The organism is Verrucomicrobium sp. BvORR034 (assembly GCF_000739635.1).
Taxonomy (GTDB): domain Bacteria; phylum Verrucomicrobiota; class Verrucomicrobiia; order Verrucomicrobiales; family Verrucomicrobiaceae; genus Verrucomicrobium.
On record NZ_BATQ01000131.1, the window covers coordinates 19788 to 46251 of the forward strand.

General features: G+C 60.4%; 16 protein-coding genes. 12 read left to right on the forward strand and 4 right to left on the reverse strand.

Going from position 1 to position 26464, the window contains the following annotated elements; all coding sequences use genetic code 11:
* Positions 1-33: 33 nt before the first annotated feature.
* A complete protein-coding gene (locus BV034_RS21920) occupies positions 34-5796 on the reverse strand; it encodes an autotransporter-associated beta strand repeat-containing protein (RefSeq protein WP_081888017.1) in 5763 nt (1920 codons plus the stop codon).
* Between the two features lie 152 nt (positions 5797-5948).
* On the opposite strand from BV034_RS21920, the gene BV034_RS35125 reads away from it, so the two are divergent.
* Together BV034_RS35125 and BV034_RS21930 are read left to right on the forward strand one after the other, a co-directional pair.
* A complete protein-coding gene (locus BV034_RS35125; RefSeq protein WP_081888018.1) occupies positions 5949-6320 on the forward strand; it encodes an autorepressor SdpR family transcription factor in 372 nt (123 codons plus the stop codon).
* Positions 6229-6906 (forward strand): SdpI family protein, encoded by a 678-nt coding sequence (locus BV034_RS21930; RefSeq protein WP_050029117.1) that lies wholly within the window; start codon positions 6229-6231, stop codon positions 6904-6906. The genes BV034_RS35125 and BV034_RS21930 overlap by 92 nt, the downstream gene beginning before the upstream one ends.
* A 74-nt stretch (positions 6907-6980) precedes the next feature.
* Here the strand turns inward: BV034_RS21930 and polA are convergent, their stop codons facing one another.
* Positions 6981-9896, reverse strand: coding sequence for a DNA polymerase I (gene polA, locus BV034_RS21935; protein WP_050029118.1), 2916 nt, complete (start codon positions 9894-9896; stop codon positions 6981-6983).
* 117 nt (positions 9897-10013) lie between these two features.
* On the opposite strand from polA, the gene BV034_RS21940 reads away from it, so the two are divergent.
* The 4 genes from BV034_RS21940 (at position 10014) to BV034_RS21955 (ending at position 13411) form a co-directional block, all read left to right on the forward strand.
* The gene (locus BV034_RS21940; RefSeq protein ID WP_050029119.1) at positions 10014-10715 is read left to right on the forward strand and encodes a CDP-alcohol phosphatidyltransferase family protein; all 702 of its coding nucleotides are present in this window, start codon (positions 10014-10016) and stop codon (positions 10713-10715) included.
* The gene (locus tag BV034_RS21945) at positions 10715-11353 is read left to right on the forward strand and encodes a lysophospholipid acyltransferase family protein (protein ID WP_081888019.1); all 639 of its coding nucleotides are present in this window, start codon (positions 10715-10717) and stop codon (positions 11351-11353) included. The genes BV034_RS21940 and BV034_RS21945 overlap by 1 nt, the downstream gene beginning before the upstream one ends.
* A 63-nt stretch (positions 11354-11416) precedes the next feature.
* Positions 11417-12382 (forward strand): phosphatidate cytidylyltransferase, encoded by a 966-nt coding sequence (locus BV034_RS21950; RefSeq protein ID WP_050029120.1) that lies wholly within the window; start codon positions 11417-11419, stop codon positions 12380-12382.
* Between the two features lie 75 nt (positions 12383-12457).
* Positions 12458-13411, forward strand: a complete 954-nt coding sequence (locus BV034_RS21955) for a hypothetical protein (protein WP_050029121.1) — start codon at positions 12458-12460, stop codon at positions 13409-13411.
* A 212-nt stretch (positions 13412-13623) separates the two neighbouring features.
* Here the strand turns inward: BV034_RS21955 and BV034_RS21960 are convergent, their stop codons facing one another.
* Both BV034_RS21960 and BV034_RS21965 read right to left on the reverse strand, forming a co-directional pair.
* Positions 13624-15249 carry an FAD-dependent protein gene (locus tag BV034_RS21960; RefSeq protein WP_050029122.1) on the reverse strand — a complete coding sequence of 542 codons (1626 nt, stop codon included), beginning with the start codon at positions 15247-15249 and terminating at the stop codon, positions 13624-13626.
* 76 nt (positions 15250-15325) lie between these two features.
* The gene (locus tag BV034_RS21965) at positions 15326-16183 is read right to left on the reverse strand and encodes a helix-turn-helix transcriptional regulator (protein ID WP_081888020.1); all 858 of its coding nucleotides are present in this window, start codon (positions 16181-16183) and stop codon (positions 15326-15328) included.
* A gap of 109 nt (positions 16184-16292) precedes the next feature.
* On the opposite strand from BV034_RS21965, the gene BV034_RS21970 reads away from it, so the two are divergent.
* The 6 genes from BV034_RS21970 to secA all read left to right on the forward strand — a co-directional run bounded on the left by BV034_RS21970 (position 16293) and on the right by secA (position 26212).
* Positions 16293-16685: a hypothetical protein gene (locus tag BV034_RS21970; RefSeq protein ID WP_050029124.1), complete on the forward strand. Its 393-nt coding sequence runs from the start codon at positions 16293-16295 to the stop codon at positions 16683-16685.
* A 77-nt stretch (positions 16686-16762) separates the two neighbouring features.
* On the forward strand, positions 16763-18514 hold the full coding sequence (locus BV034_RS34235; protein ID WP_063768860.1) for an alpha/beta hydrolase fold domain-containing protein: 1752 nt from the start codon (positions 16763-16765) through the stop codon (positions 18512-18514).
* A gap of 132 nt (positions 18515-18646) precedes the next feature.
* Positions 18647-20674, forward strand: a complete 2028-nt coding sequence (locus BV034_RS21980) for a VIT domain-containing protein (RefSeq protein ID WP_050029125.1) — start codon at positions 18647-18649, stop codon at positions 20672-20674.
* Complete coding sequence (locus BV034_RS21985; protein ID WP_050029126.1) at positions 20671-22026, forward strand: exosortase/archaeosortase family protein; 1356 nt, start codon at positions 20671-20673, stop codon at positions 22024-22026. Before BV034_RS21980 ends, BV034_RS21985 begins: the two co-directional genes overlap by 4 nt.
* 185 nt (positions 22027-22211) lie before the next feature.
* Positions 22212-22748, forward strand: a complete 537-nt coding sequence (locus BV034_RS21990) for a hypothetical protein (RefSeq protein ID WP_050029127.1) — start codon at positions 22212-22214, stop codon at positions 22746-22748.
* 272 nt (positions 22749-23020) lie between these two features.
* Complete coding sequence (gene secA, locus BV034_RS21995) at positions 23021-26212, forward strand: preprotein translocase subunit SecA (protein ID WP_050029128.1); 3192 nt, start codon at positions 23021-23023, stop codon at positions 26210-26212.
* Positions 26213-26464 lie beyond the last annotated feature (252 nt).

Here is a 26464-nt window from a genome sequence, read left to right on the forward strand (position 1 = left end):
AGTTGGCGATCACTAACCACACACCTGTAGCGCTCAAAGCCGTGAGATTCTCCGACGCCGAAAAATCGCCGCGCTCAATCCTGCCAACAACAACAACATGCGAGACGGCTCGGGCGTCACCACCAGCGTCCCGTGATTCAGGAACAAGGATGTGTCCCAAGTCAGGCCCGCACTCAGCGTGGGAAGATCCAGCATCAACCCTGCCACCGTCCCGTCGTCATAACGGTTCGGAACCGTGAACCCATTGTTGGCGAATCCCGTCCAGTCGATGAGGTTGAACACATCCCCGAAGACTCCCGTATATCCGTTGGTGGTCTGCACCGTGATCCCACCATTGGCATTCAGGGTTAAGGCCCCCTGCACGTCGATGAAATCGTGGTTGCCACCGCTGTCCTCCAAGAAGCTGGCATGAGCGGTGGGAATGGAATCCACCCATTCCCCAACCGTGGCAAAGGAACTGAACGTAGAGGCGATGTTGCGAGTGGTGCCTCCCACCTGCAGAATGGCCCGATCCACCCGGCTTGCGTCGCCAGCCAGATTCAGGCCTCCTAGAACCGTGAGAGTACCGGTGGCATCTCCGACGGTGCTCGCGGAGGCGGCACTGTTTGCCACAGTGGAGGCCCCAGGTCGCAGCACGCCCACCCGGGAAGTTCCCCCCACTCCCGTTCCGACAGTGAAAGTACCTCCTGTGGCATCGATCACGCCCGTGCCTGAAATGACAGCGTCCGTGGTGTAGCTCGAAGCAGTTCGGTTCTTCACGTCGAACGCGGCACCCGAATCCAGATTCACCCAGGCCACATCATCCATGGTGGCAGTGGAGCACAGGGAAACGCGACCCGCGACAATGCGCAGGTTACCTGAGTTCAGGTTGATTCCATTCAGAATGAGCTCTCCAAGACCGGCCTTGGTGAACGAGCCGGTTCCAGCAAATTCCGCCGCAGCTTCAAACGTGGATTGCTGGTTCTCGCCTACCGAGAATGTACGCAGCCCTACATCGGTGGCAGCCCCGCTTCCATTGAGCATGATGGTGACATTCTGGTTGAGTTGATCCCGCCCTTGTAGGTTCTCAATGGTGCCCGCTTCCCAGTTGTAGGTGGCGGCACCAGTACCCTGGCTCATTTCCCCAAACCTGAACGTGGAGGCACCCCTTTGCGTGATCGTTCCTTTGGTGTTGGCCGGGGTGGTGGCCCCGGTGCCAGCTTGTGAGTAGTCGTGATCCGCCATGCGAATGCTGGTGGCTTCGATGATGCCTGTGCCGAAGATCAGACTGCCCTGCCCATAGCCGTTGGCCCCGTTGGCACTGCCGATGCGCCCAAGCACCAGGAGGTTCAGCTTCATGTCCACGGATGAAGCGCCTGTCAGATCCAAAGATGAGATGTTAGGTGTTCCCGTCGCCACCATATCGTTGTCGCCAATGAAAAGATTGGCACCGGTTTCCCCACCAGCCTGTCCTCTCACCGTCAGGCTTCCACCGCCACCGATCCATACCGTGGCCTTGGACCGCTCCCCCCCTATCACCCAGGAATCCACGTTGATGGTGGTGGAGCCTGTTCCCAAATTCACCGCGGAGGCGGTATTTGTATTGACCACCGCAGTGGGAGCGAAGCCGATGATGAAAGTGCCCGCGGTGATGGTGTTGGCTGTGTTGGACAGCACAAGGCCCCCAGTAGCCGTGTAGGAGTTGGTAGTGGGCACAATCCCTTGGTAGGCCCCAATCAGAATCCGGCTCACATTGATGTTCACCGAGCTGGCGGCCGAAAAATTCGCATCCCCTCGGGTGCTGCTCGTTGTGTCGACGCCTCCCAATGCAGAGGCGTCACGATAGCCGATGAGGAGGAAATCATCACTGCTGCCATCGCCGATGTTCACTGTGCCACCGTTCACGGTCAGCTGCCCCGTCATGCCTTGAGCCGTGCCGTACACTCCGCCCACAATCAGCGACTGCACATTCAGGCCGCTCTCAACGATGGAGGAGACCGTGCCACTGCTCGCCACCAGGTACAGAGCCTCCGTCGTGTTCGCAGCGATGGTCTGGAAATTCATTGCACCCTGGGCCACCACCGTCGCGCCCTTATAAGTGGGTGCCACAGAAAGTGAAAGGGTTCCAGCACCAATCTTGGTCAGTCCTCCGTAGCCGTTGTTTCCAATCGCCCCACTCAAACTGACGTTGTTTGCCCCTACGTCGAACACATTGCCCACATTCAGAATGTTGCCTCCACCGGCTGGAGTGAGGAAGACGGAAGTCCCCAGCAGCTCCACCGAACGGCCGCTGCTGATGTCAGCATTGTTTCCCGAACCCCAGCGCAGCGTTCCTCCCGCCATGACAACGCCGCCACTGCCAAGGCTGCCCGCCGCTCCAAACTCCAGCACTCCCTGGTTGATGGTGGTGGGGCCCGAGTAAGTATTGTTTGCGTGGCTCAGCACCAGGGTGCCATTCCCGGCCTTGGTGATTGCGGTCGCCGCCGTGCCCTGGTTGGCAATCTGGGAAGCAATCGTGAGCGTCGCCCCTGCTGGGTTTGTCGCATGCGTGCTGGTGGTGAAGACGACCAGTTCATCCCCCACGGCGTCTGCAGTGCCCGCCAGAATTTGATCGTACCCGCTGATCGTGACGTCATTGTCGGTGGCACCTGCCGTGAACAACAGTGCGCCGCTCGTCAGGGTCAGGACGTTGGTGCCTCCACCTGCCCCCGTCACACTGAAGCCTGCGGCGCTAGCATCCAATCTCAAAGCGTTGACTGTCGCCGTGCCCGCTGTCGCCACGGCGCTGTTGAGCGATACGTTGTCGCCCGCCACTGCTCCCGCATAGGAGACCACGTATTCGGTGCCAACATCCAGTGCTCTTAGGCCATTCGTGTCCCGGGTGACAAAGGTGTTTCCAGCGCCAGTGGCCGAGCTGTCAGAGATGATGAACGGCAGAATCTTGCGTTTCGTACCACTGTTGCTCACATCCCCGATCAAGAAGCTGTCCAGCTTGGTGTAGCTGCCGAAGGTCACCCGTGTGGCGGTGGTGGTGGCACTGGCGGTGCCACCCAAGTTGGCACCTCGTACCAGGAGCGTGGCCCCGTTGTTGCGCACAAAGTTGCCCGTCGCCGTACTGCCAAACGCGAAGGTCGTCAGCACTGCGTTGTTCGTTGCGCTCGCCGTCAGAGAATGGCTCAAAGTAAAGGTGTTCGCCCCACCTTGGAGTTCAAGGATGTTCACCGTCTCCGTACGGGTGGCATTCTGGTTGCCCGTGATGCGGTAGCCGTCGCCCGACGTGCCTTCCAGAACGAGCGTCGCACTGTTATTTAGCTTGTTGACTTGAGCGGCTTGATTCTGCTCCACCCGAAGCTGGCCACCCCGGAGGCGGATGGTATTGATGTTGATGAATCCTTCATTGCCTCCTGTGAGATCCAACAATCCTCCCAATACTCGCAGCTCTCCCGTCATGGTGTGGTTGCCATTTGTGGAAAGCGTCAAAGTACCGCTGCCCCGTTTGACCAGTGTGCCACTGCCGCTGATGCGGGCGTGAAACGAGTTGCTCGAGGACTGGTTCACAATCAATGTGCCCCCGGTGCCCAACGACAGTTCACCTCGCCCCAACTCGGCATAGGTGTCATCCGTGGCCGCTCCGCCTTGGAGTGACCCCACGATTTCCGTGGAGCCATTAAGGTTCAACGTGGCCCCGAGGGTCGTCATCTGCCCGCTGGCCGCCATCACCAGTGCGGCGTAGTCGTTGAAGGCATTGCCCCCACTCACCCGCACGTTGCCCTGGATGTTGGTTATGCCGTTGTAGTAGTTGTTTCCGGCAATCTCAATCAGGCCCGTGCCAGCCAGCGTCAGATTGAGCGTGGCCGATTGCGTGGTGTTGCTGGCGCCGATATGCGAGGTCACTGAAAGAGTGCCTGTAGAATAGTTGGTGAGCACCAGCTCAGCGTTGGCGCCTTGAGTGGCATTGCGTACCAGCAGCTGGCCTCCCGAGATCGTCGTGGCATTGGCCCCCACATCGTCGCTCACGAGCACCCCGGCAGATCCCAACATGAGCGCTGCCGCCGCATTGTTGATGACCAGGTTGTTGGCGACTGGCGCGTCGAACACCAATGAGGACACCTCCGCTGTCCGCAATGTGCCCGTCAGCACCGAGTCCACCACCACATGATCCAGGGCCGCCCAGGCCGACTGATTGCTCTGTACCGTGCCCGCGTGGGCCACGATTTCATTGCTGCCGTTCTTCGTCGCCCAGCGATCTCCTCCCACCGTTGCCCACGCACCGAGAATGCCACGGGCGTCATTCCCCAAGCCCCCCACGGACACCACTTTGTTCAGACTTGCGCTACCCAGCTCAAAGTTCACCACGCCAGAGCCGCTGGACGAGCTGGGTGCGGCCCGGCTGATGCCCGCTGCAATTGTCAGCGTGACACCAAAGGCGCCATTCTCCACCAGCTTGACTCCGTTGGTTCCTGAACCGAGTGTCAATGAACCGACGGTCTCAGCCGAGGAGGCTGATCCATTCGCGAGCAGTTCCAAATTTCCTCCGCTCATGGATACGACCGCGGCATCCGCCAGCCGGCTGTTGCCGTTGTTCACGCTGTAGTCCAGCACCAGTTTGCCACGTGCGATCGAGGTGGTGCCGGTGTAGCTGTTCACCCCTTGCATCACCATGGTGCCGATCGACCGCTTGTTGAGGCTGCGTGCCGTGCCGTCACCGTTGGCAATCCCCACCTTGACCAGCAGATCGATGTCCGACGCCGTTTCATTGACGATGAAGTCGCGAGTTGCGTTGAGGAAGAGGTTGGCGGCGAAGGCGCCGCCCGTGGATTGAATCACCGCTCCGTCGCTGGTGGGATGCACATAGAGCGTGGAGATGCGGTAGTTCACATCCGCCACCGTGTTGTCGAGTTCGAAGGTGCCAAATCCATTTGAGCCCGCCCCACCTGAGGCGTTGCCAAAGATTAGCTGATGATTGGCGGTGTTTGAGGCTTTGACCACCACCTTGCCATCGAGGATGCGCAAGTTGCCGGTAAAGGTATTCGCTGCTGCGAAGGTCAGGGTTCCCACTCCATCCTTGTGATAGTTCGCCCCCGACACCACTCCATTCACCGTCGCCACCGCTCCTGATTGCACAGTGAAGGTCTGGGTGTTCGTCGTGCTCACCGCCCCCAAATTGACTGCGCCGCTGGTGTTGGAGATCGTGAGAGTCCGGTTGGTCGTGGCGGTGATCGGACCCGTCACATTGATCCCCGTGTCACCCGCAAGGGTCAGGTTGGCACTCAATGTCACGTTTCCCGCCACCGTCAGCACCTTGTTGCTCCCCGCATTGTTCGTCCATGACTGAGTGCTCCCCACCGTCACTCCCGAATTGATCGCATGGCTCCCGCTGCCAGCTTGCACGGAGATCCCTGCCGTGCCCAACGTCACGACGAATTCATTCAACGTACCGAGGGTGATGTTGCCTGACGCGTTGCTATTAAAGAGCATCCCCTGGAGGGCAAGCGACTGCCCGAGCGTGCTGATGGCATTCGTCACCGTCCCTTGGGCATTGAAGGTGGCGATGTCTGATGCCCCGGGGAGGGCCGACGCCGCCGTGGTCTGCGTCACATTCGTGTACCAGTTTCCCAAAGTCTGGAAGTTTCCGTCGCTCGTGCCACCCCAGTAGATGTTCGCCGCCGGAAGTTCCGAGCTCGTGGCCAACAGGAAGATTGCCGCACAGAACCCCTTCCACCAACCGGCGTATCTGCCCGGGCCCTGGAGTGAATTTCCCTGCGAACCGATGGGTCGGCTGCACCGGGCATGGGCGTCAAAAGTGGTTGTTACCATGTATGTACGAACTTAAATCTCGGGACCTTAACGTGCGAAGGGATGGGGCTGTTGAACAAAAGGCAGAATATTTTGCCCGTTGGACAAAATATTTTTGGCCTCCTTGACATCGCCAATCATTTCGATGATTGTCGAAATATCGAATCAATCCTGTGACGACTCTCTTCCAAGCGCTGAATGACGACACCCGACGGGCTATTTTGGATCTGTTGCGGGGTGGTGACCTGCCCGCCGGAGCCATCGCAGAGCATTTCAAGCTGGGGCGCCCCACCGTCTCCCATCACCTGGATCTGCTGAAACGGGCGGGCCTCGTGACCTCCGAAAAACAGGGGCAATTCGTCATCTATTCCCTGGCCACGAGCGTGGTGGAAGACGCCGTCCGCTGGCTGCTAAGTCTCACGGCATCCAAACCTGCCGAGTCACCCAAATCCCATGAAAAAGCAACTGATCCAACACTGGCCCGAGATCGTGGTGCTCGCCGCTCCTCTCGTGTATCTCGCCGTCGTCTGGCCACAGATCCCTGACCGGGTGCCCGTTCATTTCAACATCCACTTCCGTCCAGATGGTTTCATGAACCGCCTGCCGGGCGTGCTCCTGCTGCCGATCACCTCCATTCTGGTCACCGTGGCCACGCTAGTCTGGTTCCGTTTTGATCCCAAGATGGCCAAGTACGAACCGGACACCCGCGCCCAGGTTCGCAATGTGCTGCGCAAGTCAATGCTGGCCGTGTGCACCTTTCTGGGTTCGTGCACCGTGGGCATCGTTTACGCCTCATGGGGCAACCTGGAGGTCATCAAAGGCACCATCTTCTATGGCATTCCCCTGCTTTTCTTGTTTCTGGGAAACTACTTCGGCAAGCTGCGCCCCAACTATACCATCGGCATCCGTTGCCCATGGACCCTGGAGTCTCCCGAAGTCTGGAACCGGACGCATCGTTTCGCCGGCCGTATCCTCATGGGCATCAGCGTGCTCTTGATCGTCATCAAGCTCTCCGGTCTTGATGCCGTCCCCTATTTCTGGACGCTGCTGACTCTCTTGCTCGGCTGGTCCGCCCTGGCTCTTGGCTACGCATTCATCACCTCACGAAAACTACAGTCGAAGGCGTTGTGAAAAAGGGGCTGAAAACTTGAAAGTTCAAAACTCAAACTTCAAGCCTCAACCCCATAACTCATAACCCCGACTCCTCAATGCGCCTCCAGCCAGGTCTTGCCGGTGCCAGCCTCGACCAGGACAGGCACTTTGAGCGGCAGCGCATCTCTCATCCCCTGCTCAATCAACGGCTTCACCTTCTCCACCTCGTCTGACGGCACCTCAAAGAGGAGTTCATCATGCACCTGGAGGAGCATCCGGGTCTTGAATCCGCCTTCTCTCAATGAACGCGCCACATTCACCATCGCCAGCTTGATCATGTCCGCTGCCGTCCCCTGAATGGGGGCATTCATTGCCACCCGCTCCGTGGCGCTGCGGACCGTCATATTCGAAGAGTTGATATCACGGAGATACCGCCGCCGACCCGTGAGCGTCTCCACATACCCTTGCGTGCGGGCCTGGGTGACAATGTCCTCCATGTACCGCTTCACGCCGGGATACTGCTTGAAGTAGTTCTCAATGATCTGCGCCGCGTCCGACCGGGACGTATTCCCCAACCGCTGACTCAGGCCAAAAGCGCTGATGCCATAGATGATGCCGAAGTTCACCATCTTGGCCGTGCGCCGCATCTCCGGCAGCACCTCATCCAGCGCCACCCCATACACCTTGGCCGCCGTGGCCTGGTGAATGTCATGCCCCTCCTGGAACGCCTCCAGCATGGCTGGATCAGAGCTCAGTTCCGCCATCACCCGCAGCTCGATCTGGGAGTAGTCGGCGCTCATGAGCACCCAGCCTTCCTTCTCGGGCACGAAAGCTTTGCGGATCTCCCGGCCCTGATCCGTGCGGATGGGGATGTTTTGCAGGTTGGGATCCGTCGAGGCCATGCGTCCGGTCGCCGCCATGAGCTGGTGGAAGGTCGTATGCACTCGGTGCGTCAGAGGATTCACCGCCGCAGGAAGGGCGTCTACATACGTGCTCTTGAGCTTCGTGCATTCCCGGTAAGCCAGAATGTCATCGATGATGGGATGCCGCCCTTGCAAGGTTAGCAGGGTCTGCTCGTTGGTCTGGTACTGCCCTGTGGCTGTCTTCTTGGGCTTCTCCATCAGCTTGAGGTGGTCAAAGAGCACCTCCCCGAGCTGCTTGGGCGAGTTCAGGTTGAACGGCCAATCCACATAGCCCTGGATGCGTCCCTTCAGCACATTGGCCTGGTTGAGCAACTCCTTGCCGAAGTCTTCCAGCGTAGGCACATCCACCTTCACCCCCTCATGTTCCATATGGGCAAGCACCGGCAGCAAGGGCGCCTCGATCTCATAGAACACCTTCATCAATCCCAGCCGCTCCAGCTCAGGACGCAGTTTCTGGGATAGCTGCAACGTCACATCCGCATCTTCCGCAGCGTACTCGCCCAGTGGCTCCAGCGGCACCTCCGCCATGCTCTTCTGCGGCGTCGCGCCCTTTTTCTCCCCGATGAGCGTCGTGATCGACACCGGGCTGTAGCCCAGATAACGCTCACTCAGGTAGTCCATGCCATGACGCTGATCCGGCTCCACCAGCGCATGCGCCAGCATGGTGTCGAAGAAGGGTCCGGCCACCTCAATGCCATGGGCCAAAAACACCCGCAGGTCGAACTTCAAGTTGTGACCGATCTTCTCGGCCTTCGAGGTGGACAGGAAAGCCTTCACCTCCTTCAGCACCGCCAGATGTTCATCCCGCTCCTCGGGAATATGGAAATAACAACCTTCATGAGGAGCGATGCTGAAGGCAATGCCCAGCATGCGGGCGGAGAGCGGATCCAGTCCATCCGTCTCGGTGTCAAAACAGAAGGCCTCCACGCCTGCGAGTTTCTCCAGCCATGCCTTCCGTTCTTCCGCCGTCTTTACCAGCTCATAGCGATGCGGCACGTCATGGATGATCTTCAACCCAGGCAGATGAGACGCGGCGGCGGCATCAGCCATCGCCTCCGCTGAACCTTCATCCCCTGCCGCAGCCACCGGAATCGTCTCCGTGCCCGCACCAAACAGATCGCCCTGCAGGTCTCCGCCTTTGGACTTCTTCACCGAAGGTGCAGGCGCAGAGGCAGGTGCAGCCCCACCTCCCAGCTGACGCCCCCTTCCCGCCTTGAAATCGTCTCCGAAGAGGCGGCGGCCCAGCGCATTGAACTCATGCTCCACCAAGATTGCCTTCAGAGCTTCGTCATCAAATCCCTGCACGGCCAGATCATCCAGTTGCACCGTCAGCGGCGCATCCACCATGATCGTCGCCAGTTGTTTGGAGATCCTGGCCATCTCTGCGCCCGCTTTGACCTTGTCCTTGAGCTTCCCCTCGATTTCATCCGCCCGGTCCAGCATGGCCTCCACGCTCCCAAACTGCTGGATGAGCTTGGCCGCCGTCTTCTCACCCACCCCGGCAATGCCCGGAATGTTGTCACTGGCATCTCCCATGAGGCCCAGGAGGTCAATTACCTGCCCAGGGTTGCTCACGCCCCAGCGTTCACAGACCTCTTTGACCCCCAAGATTTCCGTGTCCGAACCCTGGCGGCCTGGCTTGTAGATCAGCGTGTTCTCCGTCACGAGCTGGCCAAAATCCTTGTCAGGGGTCACCATGTAAGTCTCAAAGCCGCCCCGGGCTTCAGCATGGTGCGCCAGAGTGCCGATGATGTCGTCCGCCTCCCAGCCATCCACCTCCAGCACGGGAATCCGCATGGCCTTAAGCAGGCGTTTGGCAGCAGGAATGGCCACGCTCAGATCCTCCGGCATCTCCTCCCGTTGGGCCTTGTAAGCGGGAAACATCGTATGGCGCGGAGTGGGCGCACTGGTGTCGAAGGCGGCACCTAGATGGGTCGGCTTCTGGTTCTGCAGGATATCCAACAGCGCATTGGCATAGCCGAACAAGGCCGAGGTGTTCACGCCATCGCTGGTGAAAATCGGCTTCCGAATCAAGGCAAAATGGGCGCGGTACAGCAGGGCCATGCTGTCCAGGAGGAAAAGGCGCTGGGGCTGAGACTGGGGCATCCCGGCAGCATAGGCAGGAAGGGCGATCTGAGAAGCAGGAAGTCATGCCCAATGGCTGCCAGTTGCCACCTTCAACAAATCGCATTGCATGGAGGGCGAATCCGCCAACAGTGCGCCATGCAAGAAGAGACCCCTGGAGGCATGGGAGCACGGCGCTATTTGAAGTCCCGTGAGAAACCATGGGCGCAACGTCTGGCCGTCAAAGTGGACGCGTGGGGCCTCACGCCCAACGCCATCTCCGTACTCAGCGTGGTCTTCGCCCTCATCAGCGTGGTCTGCATGATGACTGCCAGCGAGGCCTGCTGCCCCATTGCCGCCACGTTGCTCTGGATCGGTGCCGCCGTGGGGATCCAGATGCGTCTGCTCTGCAATCTTCTGGACGGCATGGTGGCAATCGAAGGGGGCAAAAAGAGCGTGGTCGGAGGACTCTACAACGAGGTGCCCGACCGCATTGCTGATCCCCTGATCCTCATGGCCGCAGGCTACAGCAGCGACTGGATCATCAAGCTCTGGGGCATGCCTCTAGGCTGGGTGGCCGCCGTCCTGGCCGTGATGACAGCCTACATCCGGGTGCTGGGCGGAACGCTCACTGGGAATCAGTCCTTTGCCGGCCCCATGGCCAAGCAACACCGCATGGCCGTGATCACCGTTGCCTGCCTGGGCAGCATCGCAGAGCTATGGATCCGACCTGACGGCAAGGCGGACATCGTCATGACCGCCGCCTTGACCATCATCGTGGTGGGCTGTGTTTTCACCTGCTGGAGGAGGCTGTGTATTATTTCGCGGGATCTTTACAAGAATACTCCAACGAACCCGTGATGCCCATGTTGAGACCCGCCTCAATCTTCCTGACCAAGCTGATCACCGGCGCCAACGCCGTGTGGGCAGGCTGTGACCCCAAGTGCGAAAAACTGCGCATCTACTTCGCCAATCACGGGAGTCACCTGGACTTTGCCACCCTCTGGGCGGCCCTGCCATCCGCCGCCCGGGAGCGCACCCGCCCGGTGGCGGCCCGTGACTACTGGGGGCGGACCCGCCTGACCCGCGGGATCGCCTGCGGCATCTTCAACTCCCTCCTCATCGCCCGGGAGGCCATTTCCCGCACGGAGAATCCGATCTCCCAGATGGCGGATGCCCTGCGGGCCGGACAGTCTCTCATCATCTTCCCAGAAGGCACCCGCTGCCTGGACGGGAACATCACCGAGTTTAAACCTGGCCTGTATCACTTGGCGAACAAGGTGCCGGAAGCGGAACTGATCCCAGTTTACCTGCAGAATCTCAACCGCATCCTTCCCAAGGGCCACCTCCTTCCCATCCCACTCATCAGCACGGTGGTATTCGGAGCCCCCCTTCGTTTGGAGGAGGGGGAAAAGAAACCCGAGTTCCTTCGTCGCACTCGTGAAGCGGTGCTGAGTTTGATGCCCCATGCCCACGGGGGCAGCCCCAGCCCCGCCTGAGGACCCGTCTAACGAATTCCCGTCCCATCCGTTTCGAACCCAGCGCCTTTCCAGCCTCTTCCCGTGCCCCTCCTCAGTTCCATCAACTACAGCTCTGACGTCACCCGCAATCTCTTCATTGCGGTGTTCGGGGTGCTCTTTCTGGCCAGTGCCATCAGCTTCCTCCTGGGGCTCAGGGTGAAAAGCGAGGGGGGTAAAGCGACTGTGGCCAACCTGAAATCCCGCGTGAACAGCTGGTGGGTCATGGTGATTGTGCTTTTCACCGCGCTGTCCTTCAATCGAGCGGGCTCCACTATCATCTTCGCCTTGATCTCGTTTCTGGCATTGCGGGAGTTCATCACCGCCACCCCCACGCGCAGGGGTGACCACTGGGGCCTGTTTGCCGCCTTCTTTGTCATCCTTCCCTACCAGTATTGGCTGGTCGCCACCCAGTGGTACGGGATGTTCGCCATCATGATCCCTGTTTATGCGTTCATCCTGATCCCCATCGTCACGGTGCTCACGCCGGACGTGACGGAGTTTCTGGAGCGCAACGCGCGCACGCAATGGGGCCTCATGGTCTGCGTGTACTTCATCAGCCACATCCCCATGCTTGAGAATCTGGACAACCTGCCCCCTCTCAAGATGGGCAGCGCCGGACTCATCATCTTCCTCGTGGCCGTCATTCAGGGCAGCGATGTGCTCCAGTATGTGTGGGGCAAGCTGCTCGGGAAGACCCCGGTGTCAGCACTGAGCCCGAAAAAGACCCTGGAAGGTCTGATTGGTGGAGTGCTCTCTGCTAGCCTGCTGGGGGCACTGATGCATCGCCTCACTCCTTTCTCTCCGCTTCAGGCGTTTGGAGTCTCCCTCCTGCTCTGCCTCGTCGCCTTCTTTGGCGGGCTGGTGATGTCTGCCATCAAGCGCGAACGAGGCATCAAAGACTGGGGAACTTTGATCGAGGGACACGGCGGCATGATGGACCGGATCGATTCCCTCTGCTTTTCCGCCCCGTTGTACTACCATATCCTCCGCTATTTTTTCAACGGCTGAATATTGAAAACCTCCCAGCAAGCCGTACCTTTTCCCTCCCCCAACATCCGCTCAGTGCGCTGATCTAACCCACCCATGAAAGCCCTTGGCATTCTAATCCTCCTCCTCGGCGTCGGCTTTGTCGGCTTCCAGTATGCCTATCCGCCCGTGGCGGACTACTTTGGTCTGGAAAAGCCCAAACCCCAGACCGTGGAGGTCAAGCAACCTGAACTGGTGGCGGTGGAACCACCCAAGCCGATGAAGGTTGAACCCAAGCCTGAGCCGCCCAAACCGGAGCCGCCCAAGCCAGAACCCATGCCCACCCCGCCCCCAATGACGGCAGGCCTGGGCGCTGAAGTGAAGAAGCCCGACGCTGACGGCTTCCTCGCCCCTGACTTCCCGCCGATCGAACAGGTGGTGAAAAACTGGGCGGAAATTCCGAAGTCAGCCTTCCCCCGTCCCATCAAGCTGATGAAGAACGTCGAGTTCATGGCGGAGATCAATGGCAACAAGTTCGGCTCCAAGATGACCGCCGGCGGCATCGCCACCGCCATCGGCCAGAACGGTGAACACCTCACCGTCGCCCCCACCCCGACCTCGCCGGCCCGCGCCACGGTGTCCATGGATGACACGGACCTCAAGGCCGTGCTGACGGATGTGTACGAGCGCTGGAAGGTGGACCGCACCGCCATGCTGAAGCGCCAGTTCCTCTTCGCCCAGAACTCCGCCAGCAACGCCAAGGCCACGGCCGCCTCCAGCCCTGCCGTCGCCACCCGTGGTGACAAGCCCGCGAAGAACGCCGAAGGCACCTACGACATCCTCCTCGCCAGCATGAAGGCCGGTCAGGTGACGGAAATCACTCCCACCAACATCAAGAAGTGGGGCGATGCCGCGCTCGAGAAGATCGACGAGAAGGAATACTGGACCATCATCGTGGACTACACGACCAAGACGATGTTCGGCGACTTCGACACCCAGGCCCAAGCCCGTGTCTTCGGCGGCAAGGTCGAGAAGTGGATCTACACGGGTTCCGGCGAAGTGGTTCCCTAAGCCGCCGCCTCAGCAATGCTCTTCTGGGCGTCCCGCGTGAATGCGCGAGACGCCTTTTTTGTCTCCTCCCTCAAGTCGACGCTTCGGGAGTAGTCCGACGGTCCCCGTCGGCTCAGTCGCCGTCGTGAAACACAAACACAAATCGAGGGTCAGGCCAAGCGGTCAATGGGTTCGCGCACTTGACGTACACAAACAACCTGGAGCCCCCAAACCTACCCCTGTATCCCCGCAATGATCTTCTCCGCCACGCGCATGCCATCCACGGCCGCAGAGATGATCCCACCTGCATACCCCGCGCCTTCACCCGCCGGATAAAAATGCTTCACTCCCACGCACTCGCAGGTCTCCGAATCACGGGGAATCCTCACCGGCGAGGAACTGCGGGTCTCCACACCCGTCATCACCGCGTCATCCAGCGTGAATCCCTTGAGCCCTTTTTCAATCATGGGCACCGCTTCCTTCAGCGTGTCACACACAAAGTCCGGCAACACTTCCCGGAGATCCGTCCAGAACACGCCCGGCTCATAGGATGGCTTGACCTTCCCCGGACCCGTGCTGGTTTTACCACGCATGAAGTCACCGAGCAATTGGGCCGGAGCATGGTAGTTCCGTCCCCCGACTTCGAAGGCCCGACGCTCCAGGCTCCGCTGAAAGTCGATCCCACCCAGCACATTCTTGGCCGCGAAATCCTCTGGTCGGACATCCACCATGAACCCTGAATTGGCATTGGACTCTGCACGGGCGTAGCTGCTCATCCCGTTGGTCACCACCATGTCGGGCTCTGAGTTGGCAGCTACCACCAGCCCACCGGGACACATGCAGAAGCTGTAGGCCGCCCGCCCGGTCGGCGCATGCGCCACAAATTTGTAAGCCGCAGCACCCAACTTGGGGTCCCCAGCCGACTTCCCAAACTGGGAATGGTCCAAAAGATCCTGGGGATGCTCAATACGCACCCCCACAGAGAAGGGTTTGGCTTCAAAGGGGATCCCGCTCTTGTGAAGCGCCTCAAAGGTGTCGCGGGAGCTGTGCCCCACGGCAAAGACAAACCGCTCCGCCTCGATGATCTCGCCTGAGTCGGTTTTGACGGCGCGCATCACCCCGTTTTCCAGCACCACATCCGTCACCCGGGTTTCAAATCGGACGTCACCTCCCAGACTGATGATCTCCTCGCGAATGGTACGCACCACCTTGATCAAACGGTCAGTGCCGACGTGTGGCCGGCTCTTCACCAGGATGTCCTCAGGAGCTCCCGCCTTGGCGAGTTCCTTCAAGATCCAGGGGATGCGGTTCTCCCGGTCGCGGATCTGCGTGTAGAGCTTGCCATCGGAAAAGGTGCCTGCGCCCCCCTCCCCGAACTGCACATTCGAGTTGGGATCGAACGCCCACCCACGCCGCCAGAAGCCGGTCACATCTCTTGCGCGGGGTCCCGCCGCCTTGCCCCTCTCCAGCAAGATGGGCTTGTACCCCTGTCGTGCGAGCAGCAAGCCACAGAAGAGTCCGCATGGGCCCGTGCCCACCACCACGATCTTGGGCTTGGGAGCCGTGTCGCTGGCGGCCTCGGACGTCAGTCGATCCAGTTCCAAATAGCGTTCGTCCGGGGCCTTCTCAATGCGCCCCGGCTTGCCCACCCGCCGGAGAACGCGCTCTTCCTCCGGTACCTCGACGAGCAGTGTGTAGCAGAACAGGACCTCATTCTTCTTTCGGGCATCCACCGCCCGCTGCTTGATCTTGATCCTGCCCAGCCGGTCAGGACGCGTCTCCAACGCCTTGCAGACAGACTTTTTCAGGTCGTCGTCAGTGTGATCGATGGGCAGGCGGAACTGGCTGATTTGAAGCATGAGATGATGCCTGCTCTAGCCCGATCCGGGCCAAAACTCCAGCTTCCTCTGCGGAGATTTCCCAGAAGAGCGCCCCTCAGGAGTCTGGAGGCATCAAGTGCTTGAGAGCCTCAGCCGTGGCATCGTCCGCCGGCAGGAAGGACTCGATGGCCATCTCAGACACCGTCACATCCAAAGCGGAGCCGAAGACGGTGGTGGTACTGACGAATGACAAATCCCCCACCGGGGTCCGGAGACGGAATGGCACGAGCACAGGCAGTTCCCCATTGGATTCACCACTCCGTTTTCGCTCGCTCGGGGCACGGGCCTTGGAGTTGGGAGAGACGTAGGATTCCAGCTCTGTCAGCAGCTTCTGAAGCTCGCGGTCACCCGTCATGGCGATATCACGGCGCAGCCGGCCCAAGACATAGGCATGCCACTCAGAGAGGTTCAGGATCTGCGAGGCCAGCCCTCGGGGATGCAGACTCACCCTCAGGACGTTTACATCCCCTCGCAGAAGTTCCGCAGGCACTCCAGCCAGCAGCGCCTTGGCAGGGCGGTTCGCTTCCACGAGATTCCATCTCCGGTCCACCGCCAGGGCGGGACAGGGCTCCAGGCTGGAGAGCATGAGCCCTACCGCCCGCCGCACCTCACTGAGTGAGGAATCCGTCAAAGAACGCGTGCCATACTCAGGCGCATGGCCTGCCGCTATTAGCAGATCGTTCCGCTCCCGGAACGGAATGTCCAGAAACTCTGCCAGCCGCAGGATCATCTCCCGACTGGCACGGGAGCGGTCGTTTTCGATGAAGCTCAGGTGTCGGGCGGAAATCTCCACCTCCAGCGCCAGTTCCATCTGTCGGTAGCGGCGATGCTCACGCCAGCCACGCAGCATGGCCCCGAAGGAGCCACCCGACGCCATGAAAGGTGGCGCAGAAGAAAGTGCGGAAACGCTCATCTTATTACCTCGCAGGTAATCGTGAAGGGGCGTGGCCGCAATAGAATCCCCCTGTCGCCAACGAATGCGACTCCCGGCCACACCGGGATCAAATCCAACCTATAAATCGATGAACACGATCCCCCACCCTGCCGCCAACCAGAAAGCCCCAGCCATCTTCCTCCTCGATGCCATCGCCACGGGAGGTATGGCGCTGGGCTTGCTCTTCTTTGCTGATATGCTCTCGCCCCTGCTGGGTCTCCCAACCGGGCTGCTCCGCTGGGTCAGCTACATCTTGATCCCCTTCACCGCCGTCGTCGCCTGGATGTCGCTTCACCCTCGTTTCTCGCAGGGGCTGGCCTGGGCCATCGTGGGTATCAACCTGCTGTGGACAGTGGACAGCCTCGTGCTCGTCGCCACACGGTGGTTTCAACCCACAACTCTTGGCATCGCATTTATCCTGGGTCAGGCTGCCATTGTCGGAGCCTTCGCAGTGCTGCAGTACCGGAGCCTTGCGAGATAGCCTCCCCCTCGCCAAGGAAAGCCCGATCAAAGAGGAGTCCGTCCCGGCACGTATAGAGAACCCGAACGGCTCCTCTCATGACTCCTCCCTCCTTCTGGCATCGCACTGCCCTGCTACTCTCACTGGTCACTGGGCTCATCAACCCCACGGGGTCCTTGCATGCGGAACCCGTGCTCAAAGAAGGCATCGAGTTCGCCAAGGTGGGGGAACAGCCCCTCCAACTCGATCTCTACCTGCCCGAAGGAAAAGCAAAGTCCCCTCTCATCGTGTACGTGCACGGCGGTGGCTGGCGATCTGGCTCCCGCTCGGACATGCCGCTGGGCAACCTTGTGGCGCAGGGATTCCCAGTCGCCAGTGTGGACTACCGCCTTTCCACCGTCGCCCCATTCCCCGCTCAGGCCCATGACATCAAGGCGGCGATTCGTTTCCTTCGTGCAAAAGGAAAAGAGCTGGGTCTCAGTGACACCTCCAAGATCGTGATCGCAGGAGGCTCCGCTGGCGGGCATCTCGCCGCCATTGTCGGGGTGACCAACGGGAACAAAGCCCTTGAAGGCACCGTGGGCTCTGCCCAGTCTGCATCAAGCGATGTGCAGGGCATCATCAGCCACTTTGGGGCGTCGAACCTGCAGACCATTCTCTCCCAAAGCACCCCTCATGGATTGAAGGTCCGGGTGCCTGCTCTCGAGCTTCTGCTGGGCGGACAACCCGACCTCGCGCGGTTGGCGAGCCCGGTCGCCCAGCTCGACTCCCAGGATACTCCTCTCTTGCTGATTCATGGGGACGCTGATCCGCAGATGCCCTTTGCCCAGTCCGAAGAATTTCAACGCGCCTACCAGAAAGCAGGACTCAGCGTGGAGTTCGTCCCTGTGGCAGGCGGCAAGCACGGCGGACGGGAGTTCTATGATGAGGCTCGGACAAAGGTAATGGTGGAGTTTCTCAATCGAGTCGCCAGCAGCCCTGCCAGCCCGACACCCGCCAAGACATCGAAACCCGCCCCCTCTCATGCGGACGTCTCATATGGCCCTCATCCACACCAGTTGCTGGATGTGTATCTTCCTTCCTCGAACCCATCTGGCGCCCCCTTTCCGGTTCTGCTGTGGTACGGCGGGCTCTGGAAACCGCTCAAGAACCCACCCGATCTCAATCGTTTCCTCCCCCACCAAATCGCCGTGGTGGCAGTGGAGTCACGGACACTCACTGATGGTGTTGAAGACAAAACCAACCCGCCCGTTGCCTACCCCATGGAGGATGCCTGCCGTGCGGTGCAGTTTGTGCGGGCCCAAGCTTCAAAGTGGGGCCTAGATCCCACGCGCATCGCGGTGGGTGGCGGCTCTCAGGGTGCCCTGCCTGCCCTGTATGCAGGCTGCTCCGCTGACCGGGCTCGGCCAGATTCGGTCGATCCTGTCGAGCGACAGTCCAGCCGGGTCACCTGCGTGGCGGCCTACCGCAGCCAGCCTTCCATCGATCCCGTACGCATGCAGGAGTGGGTCCCGGGAGTGATGTGGGGAGCCCCGGCCTTTGGCATCGGGTTTGAGGAGTCCCTCAAACGCCGCGAGGAACTTCTGCCAGTGATCCGCCAGTGGTCTCCAGAACACCTGCTACATTCGGGCGCCGCCCCCATGTACTTTGAAAACAACTGGGACCTCACCCAACCGGCAACCGTGACCGAGATGGACTACAAGGTCCATTCTCCCGCCTGGGCTCTGGGCTTCCAGAAGCTCGCGACACAGGCAGGAGCGACCTGCCATGTGAAGTATCCCGGCCAGGAGACCAGCGGCTATGCCGATATCTGGGACTTCCTGGTGAAATCCCTCCAGCGGAGTCATTAGGCTGGGCCCGTGACGGCATTTTTCGCCAGTGGGTTTCACAGGCAATTCACGCCGGTTTCACCAGCGGTTCACAAAGCCTTCATCTAGGGCGGGCAGGATTCGGGAACGCAAACCCGGAACCTTCCCTCCCCTATGAACAAGCGATTCATCCCGCTCGCAGCCGCCCTGCTGGCACTCTGTGCCACCCCCATGGCACTGGCCATCACCCAAGCTCACCCCTACGGCGACGGCCCGCCGGACAAGACGCTTGCACCAACCTTTCAAGTCAGCAGCACGAACTCCAGGCAGACAGACGTGCTGCCCCTGAGATCCACCCAGATCCAGGCCAAGATCTCTGGAGTGATCGCGGATGTCACGGTGGAGCAGGTTTACCAGAACACCGGCGACGCCTCCATTGAGGCCAAGTATGTCTTTCCAGCCTCCACCCGAGCAGCGGTACACGGGGTGGAGATGCGTCTGGGCCAACGCGTCATCAAGTCCGTCATTCAAGAGAAAGCCCAGGCCAAGGCCACCTACGAAAAGGCCAAAAGCCAGAACAAATCCGCCTCCCTGCTGGAGGAGCACCGGCCAAACGTGTTTGAGATGAGCGTGGCCAACATCCTGCCTGGAGAGGTGGTGAAAGTCTCCCTCCACTACAGTGAGAAGCTGCTTCCCTCGAACCGCGTTTACGAGTTCGTCTTCCCTACGGTCGTAGGTCCCCGCTACCAAAGCGGTTCAGGAAATGACAGCGGCGAAGCGTGGGCGGAGAACCCCTACGTGGCCACGGGCACGGCCGGCGCGGCGACCTTTGCCATGAATCTGGAACTTCAGGCTGGCATGCCCCTGCAGTCCATCGCCTCCCCAAGCCATCAGGGACTGATGCAGTTCAGCGGCAAGAGCAGCGCCTCCTTCACGCTCTCCCCATCGGCGGACCACGCCAATCGCGACTTTGTCCTGCGCTACCAGCTCTCCGGCCGCGAGGTGGCCACCGGGCTTCTGTTGCATCAGGCTCCGGCCGGAGCCGGACCTGACGCGGAGAACTTCTTTCTCCTCAACGTGCAGCCTCCCGCCAAGATAGAAGCCGGGCAGATCCCTCCCCGGGACTATCTCTTCGTCCTGGATGTAAGCGGTTCAATGAATGGCTTCCCAATAGAGACTTCCAAACGGCTGATGACCGACCTGCTCAAAGGTTTGAATCAAGGAGACACGTTTAACATCCTGCATTTCGCATCCGACAGTGCCGTGCTTTCGCCCAAGCCGCTGGCTGCGACTCCTGAGAACATTCAACTCGCCACGAAAGACCTCTCTGGGCATCGTGGCAATGGCGGCACTGAACTGCTGCCCGCCCTCAAGCGAGCCCTGGCCATGCCCCAAGAGGAAGGCGTGTCGCGAAGCATCGTCATCCTCACTGACGGGTATGTGACCATTGAAAAGGAAGCGTTCCGCCTCGTGAGGAAGGAACTGCAGAATGCCAACGTCTTCACCTTCGGGATTGGCACCGCCGTGAACCGCTGGCTCATAGAAGGTCTTGCCCATGCCGGCCAGGGAGATCCCTTCGTCGTGCTCTCGGAAAAGGATGCGACAGCCGCTGCGGAACGGTTCAGGGAATACATCAGCCGGCCGGTGCTCACGGATGTACAAGTGGCCTACGAGGGCTTTGATGCCTATGATGCCGAACCTGCCAGTATCCCGGATGTGTTCGCGGACCGTCCCATCGAACTGATTGGCAAATGGCGTGGCCAGCCACAGGGACGCATCATCGTTCGCGGAAAAACCGGTGGCTCGCCCTATGAGGCCAGCTTCAATGTCGCCCAGGAGTCTGCCAAAGGGCTGTCGAATCCTGCCCTGCGCCCCCTATGGGCCAAGGACCGGGTTCGGACTCTCAACTACGAGCTCCAGATCACGCCCGATGTGAAGACCATCAAGACAGTCACCGACCTGGGGGTGGGCTACGCCTTGCTGACGCCTTACACCTCCTTCGTTGGCGTCGATGAGTCTCCTAAAGAAGTCCTCGCCCAGGCTCAGACCTCCAACCCGCCTACAGGCGCGGGCCAGCCTGTGGTGGTCGTGAGTTCATCCTCCAAGGGCGCCACGCCAGGAGCCGTACCAGAACCCGGGGTGACAGGTTTGATCCTGCTGGCCGCCGCCAGTCTGCTCATGAACCGCCAACGCCCCCGGTGAATCCTGCGTCCCCCACGGATCTGGTCACCCGGGATGCCCTGCCGCTGCCAGTTCGACTCTGGCCCTTGGCGGGCTGGGGTCTCTTTCTCCTGGCGGCCTTCCCATCCTGTCGATGGTACTTCCATCGGATCTCGGACCAGTCTGATGAACCGCTTGGACTTTTGGCTCTTCTCGTCTTCACCGGACTGGTCTGGACACGACGCCAGGAAATCGAGTGGAGGCCCACGCTTTTGATCCGGGGCAGCGGCTTGCTGCTCGCCTGGACTTGGGCCGACAACTCCGCCTACCCCATGGTCATGACTGCGGGTGTGCTGGCGGTGCTCCTTTCATCCATGCAGCTCCGTGAGGGAAAGTCGGGCCTGGCTGCTCTTCTGCTCCTCTCACTGCCGCTCATGGCCTCGCTTGACTTTTATGCGGGCAGTCCCATGCGTCTGGCGGCCGCAGAGATGGCGCGCGTAACGCTTTCTACCATCGGCCTCACCGTCACTCGGGCGGGCACGCTTTTGATGGATGGCGACCGCATCGTGGGGGTAGACCCACCCTGCTCTGGCGTGCGCATGCTTTGGACCACTTGGTTTGTCGGGGCCACCCTAGCGAGTCTCCGACGCCTTCACCTGCCAGGAACGCTGACCCTGCTCGGAATCGCCACCTTCCTTGTCACCGCAGGCAATGGTTTGCGAGCCACCGTATTGTACTTCCCGGAGTCTGGTCGCGCCCATTGGCCTCATTTGGCCCATGAAGGGGTGGGCCTTGCCTGTCAGGCGCTGGTGTTGGCAGGGGTGTATCTGGTCGCCGGGCAGGCAAGCGGCGCAAACCGGGTGCCCCCTACACATCGCAGCTTCACCTGGATGGCCGCAACGGCACCCTTCCTTGTCGCACTTGGCCTGCTGTGGCACTTCCTTCCCTCTGAGCGCTCCCAATCGAACACATTCGTCTGGCCTGCCACATGGGACGGAGTTCCCCTCCATTCCGTACCGCTATCGGAGCGCGAGTCCCGATTCGCCCAGTCCTTTCCGGGTCAGGTCGGCCGGTTTCATTGTGGCGAGGCCGAGGTGATACTCCGTCACGTCACCCAGGCCACCCGTCTCCTGCACAGCAGCGCGGACTGCCTGCGCGCCTCCGGCTATGAAATACGGTCGCAACTCGCCTGGCAGGACATCGATGGCCGGGTGTGGGGCTGCTACGAAGCCCGACACCGGGGGCAGTCCTACCGAGTGAGGGAACGCATCACCAACTCATCGCAGTCGCAGTGCCACACCGACGTTTCCAGCTGGTACTGGTCCGCGTTCTGGAATCCTGAAACAGGGCCGTGGCTGGCCATGACCGTGATTGAAACCATTCCGTCACGATGATGCCGTGGCAGCCCCTCTTCCTGGCTTTTACACTGCGCCCAGACGCAATTGCTTTACCTGCGGCCAGACTGTGAGAAGTTGCGCGTTCCAGACATCTCGGTTTTCAGCCGGGTCACCGCTCCCTTTGCCTTGGGAGCCGCGTACCTCCCGTTGCGACCTTTGTGTCCTTTCCCTTTCTTTCTGCCATGACCTCCAGCCGACTTTCCACCTGTGCCTTCCTGTTTCTGGGAGCGGGCTTGGTGGGACTGTCTCCAGCCGAGCCACGCGTGGCGCGTGACGGTGGGGAGGATCAGGCTGGCGTGGTGGCCATCAAGCTGCCACTTCGCTCCACGTCTGTCAGGCCCTCTACCGGTGAGCCTCACAGACAAAAGCGCACTCCGCTGGATCCCTCCAGCCCTGCGTCCCCCCTGAGGGTGACCCCGCCTGCGCTCGTCGCCATTCTGACCGGCAATCAGGAACGCCCCCGTGCCGCCGTCCAAGTGGCGCTGCCGTGGCAGAGTGCGGTTCCTGCCCTGTCCGAGTCTGACCAAGTCACCCACCGGCCGCTGCCTTTCGACCCTGCAGCGGCCCCTTTCGCCACCCAGATAGACCTTCAACGGCAGGCGAAAACGGAGCTGGCTTCGCGACGGGCCCAGTACCCAGACCATCAGCAATACCGGTTCACCGACAATTGGGAATTCATGAGGGGGTGCCTCCGGGCACCAGACGGGATCGAGGCCTGAGCCTCCTACGCACCCTGGGAGCCCTGCCCCTCCCTTGGGGAAGACAATGTACTCTTCCCTGACCTTCACCCTAGACTGGGTGACGGACGGCGCAGTTTTCCGGCAGATCCTGCCTTTGCGCAGCCTCTGCATTTTGCCCATCCCTTAATCGAGAAATTGATCTAGCGCACCACCCGGGCCCCCTCAGGATTGCCTGCGGGGGCCTGCTCAACACTTACCTTGCGCAAAGTCAATCCTCAGCCATCCTACCGTCCCTTTTCCCTCCCCTTGCCATGTTTGATTGGATCGTTCGAAAAATTATAGGCTCAAAGAACCAGCGCGCCGTGAAGCGGCTCTGGCCTCTGGTGCATCAGATCAACCAGATTGAAGCCAAACTTCAGAATGAACCTGAAGACGTGCTCCGCGAAAAAACTGCGGGCTGGCAGGAACGTTTCCGTGCCTTCCATGAACCCCAGTTCCTTGCTGGCGTCTGGCTGCGCGTGGCAGGTGAGGAGGAGGTGGATCACTGCCTCCGCATGGTTGCGGACCGCTTCAACCGTTTGAAGCCGCACTTCTCCAGCCTGGACGTGAACCTGGTGAACGAAGATGCCTGGGCCAAGGAGCCGCTGGAAGCCCGCAAAGATCGCATCACCAGAGCCCGCGAAGCCTACACCGCAATCGCCCCCAGATTTGGCCAGATCGAAGCCAGCATCCTCGAGGAGATCCTTCCCGAAGTGTACGCCGTGGTGAAGAATGCCGCCCGCCGTCTGTGCGGTCGCGAAGTGCTCGTGTGTGACCAGCCCCTGCGGTGGGAAATGGTGCACTTCGACGTTCAGCTGATCGGCGGCGTCGCCCTGCATCGCGGTATGATCGCGGAAATGGCCACGGGTGAAGGGAAAACGCTCGTGGGCACCCTGCCCGTCTTCCTCAACGCCCTGACCGGCCGCGGTGTGCACGTCATCACCGTAAACGACTACCTCGCCCGTCGTGACTCCGAGTGGATGGGCACCCTCTACAAGTTCCTGGGACTGACGGTGGGTTGCATTCAGAACGACCAGGCTCCCGATGTGCGTCGCGACCAGTATGTGGCCGACATCACCTACGGGACCAACAGTGAATTCGGCTTCGACTACCTGCGCGACAACGGCATGGCCCGGAGCAAGGACCATCAGGTGCAGCGCGGTCACTACTTCGCCATCATTGACGAAGTGGACTCCGTCCTCATCGATGAAGCTCGTACGCCGCTGATCATCAGTGGCCCGGTGGCCACCAGCACGCACCAGTTCGATCGCTACAAGCCGCTCGTGGAGCAGCTCGTACGCCGCCAGAACACGCTGTGCAACCGCCTCATCCAGGAGGCCAACGAGCACTTCGAGAAGAAGGAAAACGAGCAGGCCGGCCGCAAGCTCTTCCAGGTCCGCCTGGGTCAGCCCAAGAACCGCGGGTTGCTTCGCGCCCAGGAAGACGCAGACAAGCGTCGTGCCATGGAGAAGGCCGAACTGAGCTTCTACCAGGACACACAGAAGACCGCCCTCTTCGAACTCAAGGAAGAACTTTACTACACCATCGATGAGAAGACGCATGATGCGGATCTCAGCGAAATGGGCCGCACCTTCCTGAACCCAGACGAACCTGATGCGTTCGTGCTGCCCGACATCGCCTCTGCCTATGCAGACATCGATGCCGACGCCGCGCTGAATGATGCCCAGCGTCTGGCCAGGAAGGAAGAAATGCAGGCCAAGTTGGACACCCAGGGCCAGCGCATTCACAACATCAACCAGCTCCTGCGCGCCTACTGCCTCTACGAGAAGGACAAGGAGTATGTCGTCGAGGAAAACAAGGTCATCATCGTGGATGAGCAGACGGGCCGCAAGATGCCCGGCCGCCGCTGGAGCGATGGTTTGCACCAGGCCGTGGAAGCCAAGGAAAGCGTCCACATCGACCACGAGACCCAGACGCTGGCGACCATCACCATTCAGAACTACTTCCGCCTCTACCAAAAGCTGGGCGGCATGACCGGTACCGCTGAAACGGATGCCGCTGAGTTCCACGACATCTATCGTCTGGACGTGCTCAGCATCCCGACCAACCGCGTCATCAAGCGGAAGGATCACAACGACAGCATCTTCAAGACGCGTCGTGAGAAGTACCAGTCGGTGCTCAAACTCATCGTCGAGACCCACGCCACAGGGCAGCCTCTGCTGATCGGTACGGCGAGCGTGGAGTCTTCCGAGACCCTCTCCCGTCTGCTCAAGCTGCAAAAGATCCCCCACTCCGTGCTCAACGCCAAGTATCACCGCCAGGAAGCGGAGATCGTGGCCCGCGCCGGTCAGAAGGGTTCCGTCACCGTGTCCACCAACATGGCCGGTCGTGGTACGGACATCAAACTGGGCGAAGGCGTGGCCGAGCTCGGTGGACTCTTCGTGCTTGGCACAGAGCGCCATGAAAGCCGTCGCGTGGACCGCCAGCTTCGCGGTCGTTGCGCCCGTCAGGGTGACCCAGGGAACAGCAAGTTCTTCATCAGCTTCGAAGACGATCTCATGCGCAACTTCGGTGCGGCCGAGCGCATGACGAAGATCATGGAACGCTTCGGCATGGAGGAAGGCCAGGAGCTGGAACACCCCTGGCTGAACCGCTCCGTCGAAACCGCCCAGAAGCGTGTGGAACAGCGCAACTACCTGTCCCGCAAACACGTGCTGGAATATGACGATGTCATGAACCAGCAGCGCGAGGTGGTGTACACCTACCGCAACGAAGTTCTGGAGAGCCCGGATCCCCGCCTGCTCCTGGATGAAGTGCTGGACAAGGTCATCCCCACCCGCCTTGAGGAGTTCATCCCCAAGGACGCCAGCAGCGACACCCAGCCGAACTATCAGGCCCTGCTCAACTGGCTCAACACCTCCTTCCCGCTGGGCCTTACTGAAAAGGAATCCGCGCTGGAGACGAAGAGCTTCGACGAAATCGTCCAGTTTGTCATCGAACGCGTCCGCCGCGCCTACGACCTCAAGACCACCGGCGTGTTGCCTCAGCTCTTGCAAGAGAGCGAGCGCATCATCTTGTTGGAAGCGATCGATGAGCAGTGGCAGAACCACTTGTACGCCATTGACGGCCTTCGTGAAGGCGTCCGCCTGCGCTCCTACGGCCAGAAGGACCCCCTCGTGGAATACAAGTCCGAGGCGTACATCATGTTCGAGGAGCTGATGACCAACATCTACAACAAGGTCGTCTCCAACCTCTTCAGCAGCCACCAGCGTCTCCAGGCGTTCATGGAGCATCTGCGCAACAGCATGCTCAACAACGCCCGTCAGATCGGGCCAGAGAACGCCCCACGCCAATCGGCCGCCCCCGAGTCCTCCGAGCAGGAAGACGAAGGCCCCAAGATCACCATCCCGCTCAAGCGCGACATTCCCAAAGTAGGTCGCAATGACCTCTGCCCCTGCGGCAGTGGGAAGAAGTACAAGGCTTGCTGCGGTCGCGGCGCCTGATGCTCGCTGAAAGGTGATTGAGTCTGAAAGCCGGCCTTCGCGAGAGGGTCGGCTTTTTTGTGTCTCTTTGAGGTCTTGGCCGGGTGTGGCAAGGCGTTTGATGTTTCCCCCAATCTCACCACCACAGTATCCCCTGGGCACGCGGTTCTTCTCCACTTGTCTAATGGGCTCGGTGCCTGCTGGGGAACCTCGACGTCCGATCTGTTCCCAAGCCTTGTCGCTGAAGGCACCTGGGCCCCGAGGACAGAGTCG

Coding starts and splice junctions, on each gene's coding strand:
- BV034_RS21920 (WP_081888017.1), bottom strand. CDS start 5,796: ATGGTAACAACCACTTTTGACGCCCATGCCCGGTGCAGCCGACCCATC.
- BV034_RS21930 (WP_050029117.1), top strand. CDS start 6,229: ATGAAAAAGCAACTGATCCAACACTGGCCCGAGATCGTGGTGCTCGCC.
- polA (WP_050029118.1), bottom strand. CDS start 9,896: ATGCCCCAGTCTCAGCCCCAGCGCCTTTTCCTCCTGGACAGCATGGCC.
- BV034_RS21940 (WP_050029119.1), top strand. CDS start 10,014: ATGCAAGAAGAGACCCCTGGAGGCATGGGAGCACGGCGCTATTTGAAG.
- BV034_RS21945 (WP_081888019.1), top strand. CDS start 10,715: ATGCCCATGTTGAGACCCGCCTCAATCTTCCTGACCAAGCTGATCACC.
- BV034_RS21955 (WP_050029121.1), top strand. CDS start 12,458: ATGAAAGCCCTTGGCATTCTAATCCTCCTCCTCGGCGTCGGCTTTGTC.
- BV034_RS21960 (WP_050029122.1), bottom strand. CDS start 15,249: ATGCTTCAAATCAGCCAGTTCCGCCTGCCCATCGATCACACTGACGAC.
- BV034_RS21965 (WP_081888020.1), bottom strand. CDS start 16,183: ATGAGCGTTTCCGCACTTTCTTCTGCGCCACCTTTCATGGCGTCGGGT.
- BV034_RS21970 (WP_050029124.1), top strand. CDS start 16,293: ATGAACACGATCCCCCACCCTGCCGCCAACCAGAAAGCCCCAGCCATC.
- BV034_RS34235 (WP_063768860.1), top strand. CDS start 16,763: ATGACTCCTCCCTCCTTCTGGCATCGCACTGCCCTGCTACTCTCACTG.
- BV034_RS21980 (WP_050029125.1), top strand. CDS start 18,647: ATGAACAAGCGATTCATCCCGCTCGCAGCCGCCCTGCTGGCACTCTGT.
- BV034_RS21990 (WP_050029127.1), top strand. CDS start 22,212: ATGACCTCCAGCCGACTTTCCACCTGTGCCTTCCTGTTTCTGGGAGCG.
- secA (WP_050029128.1), top strand. CDS start 23,021: ATGTTTGATTGGATCGTTCGAAAAATTATAGGCTCAAAGAACCAGCGC.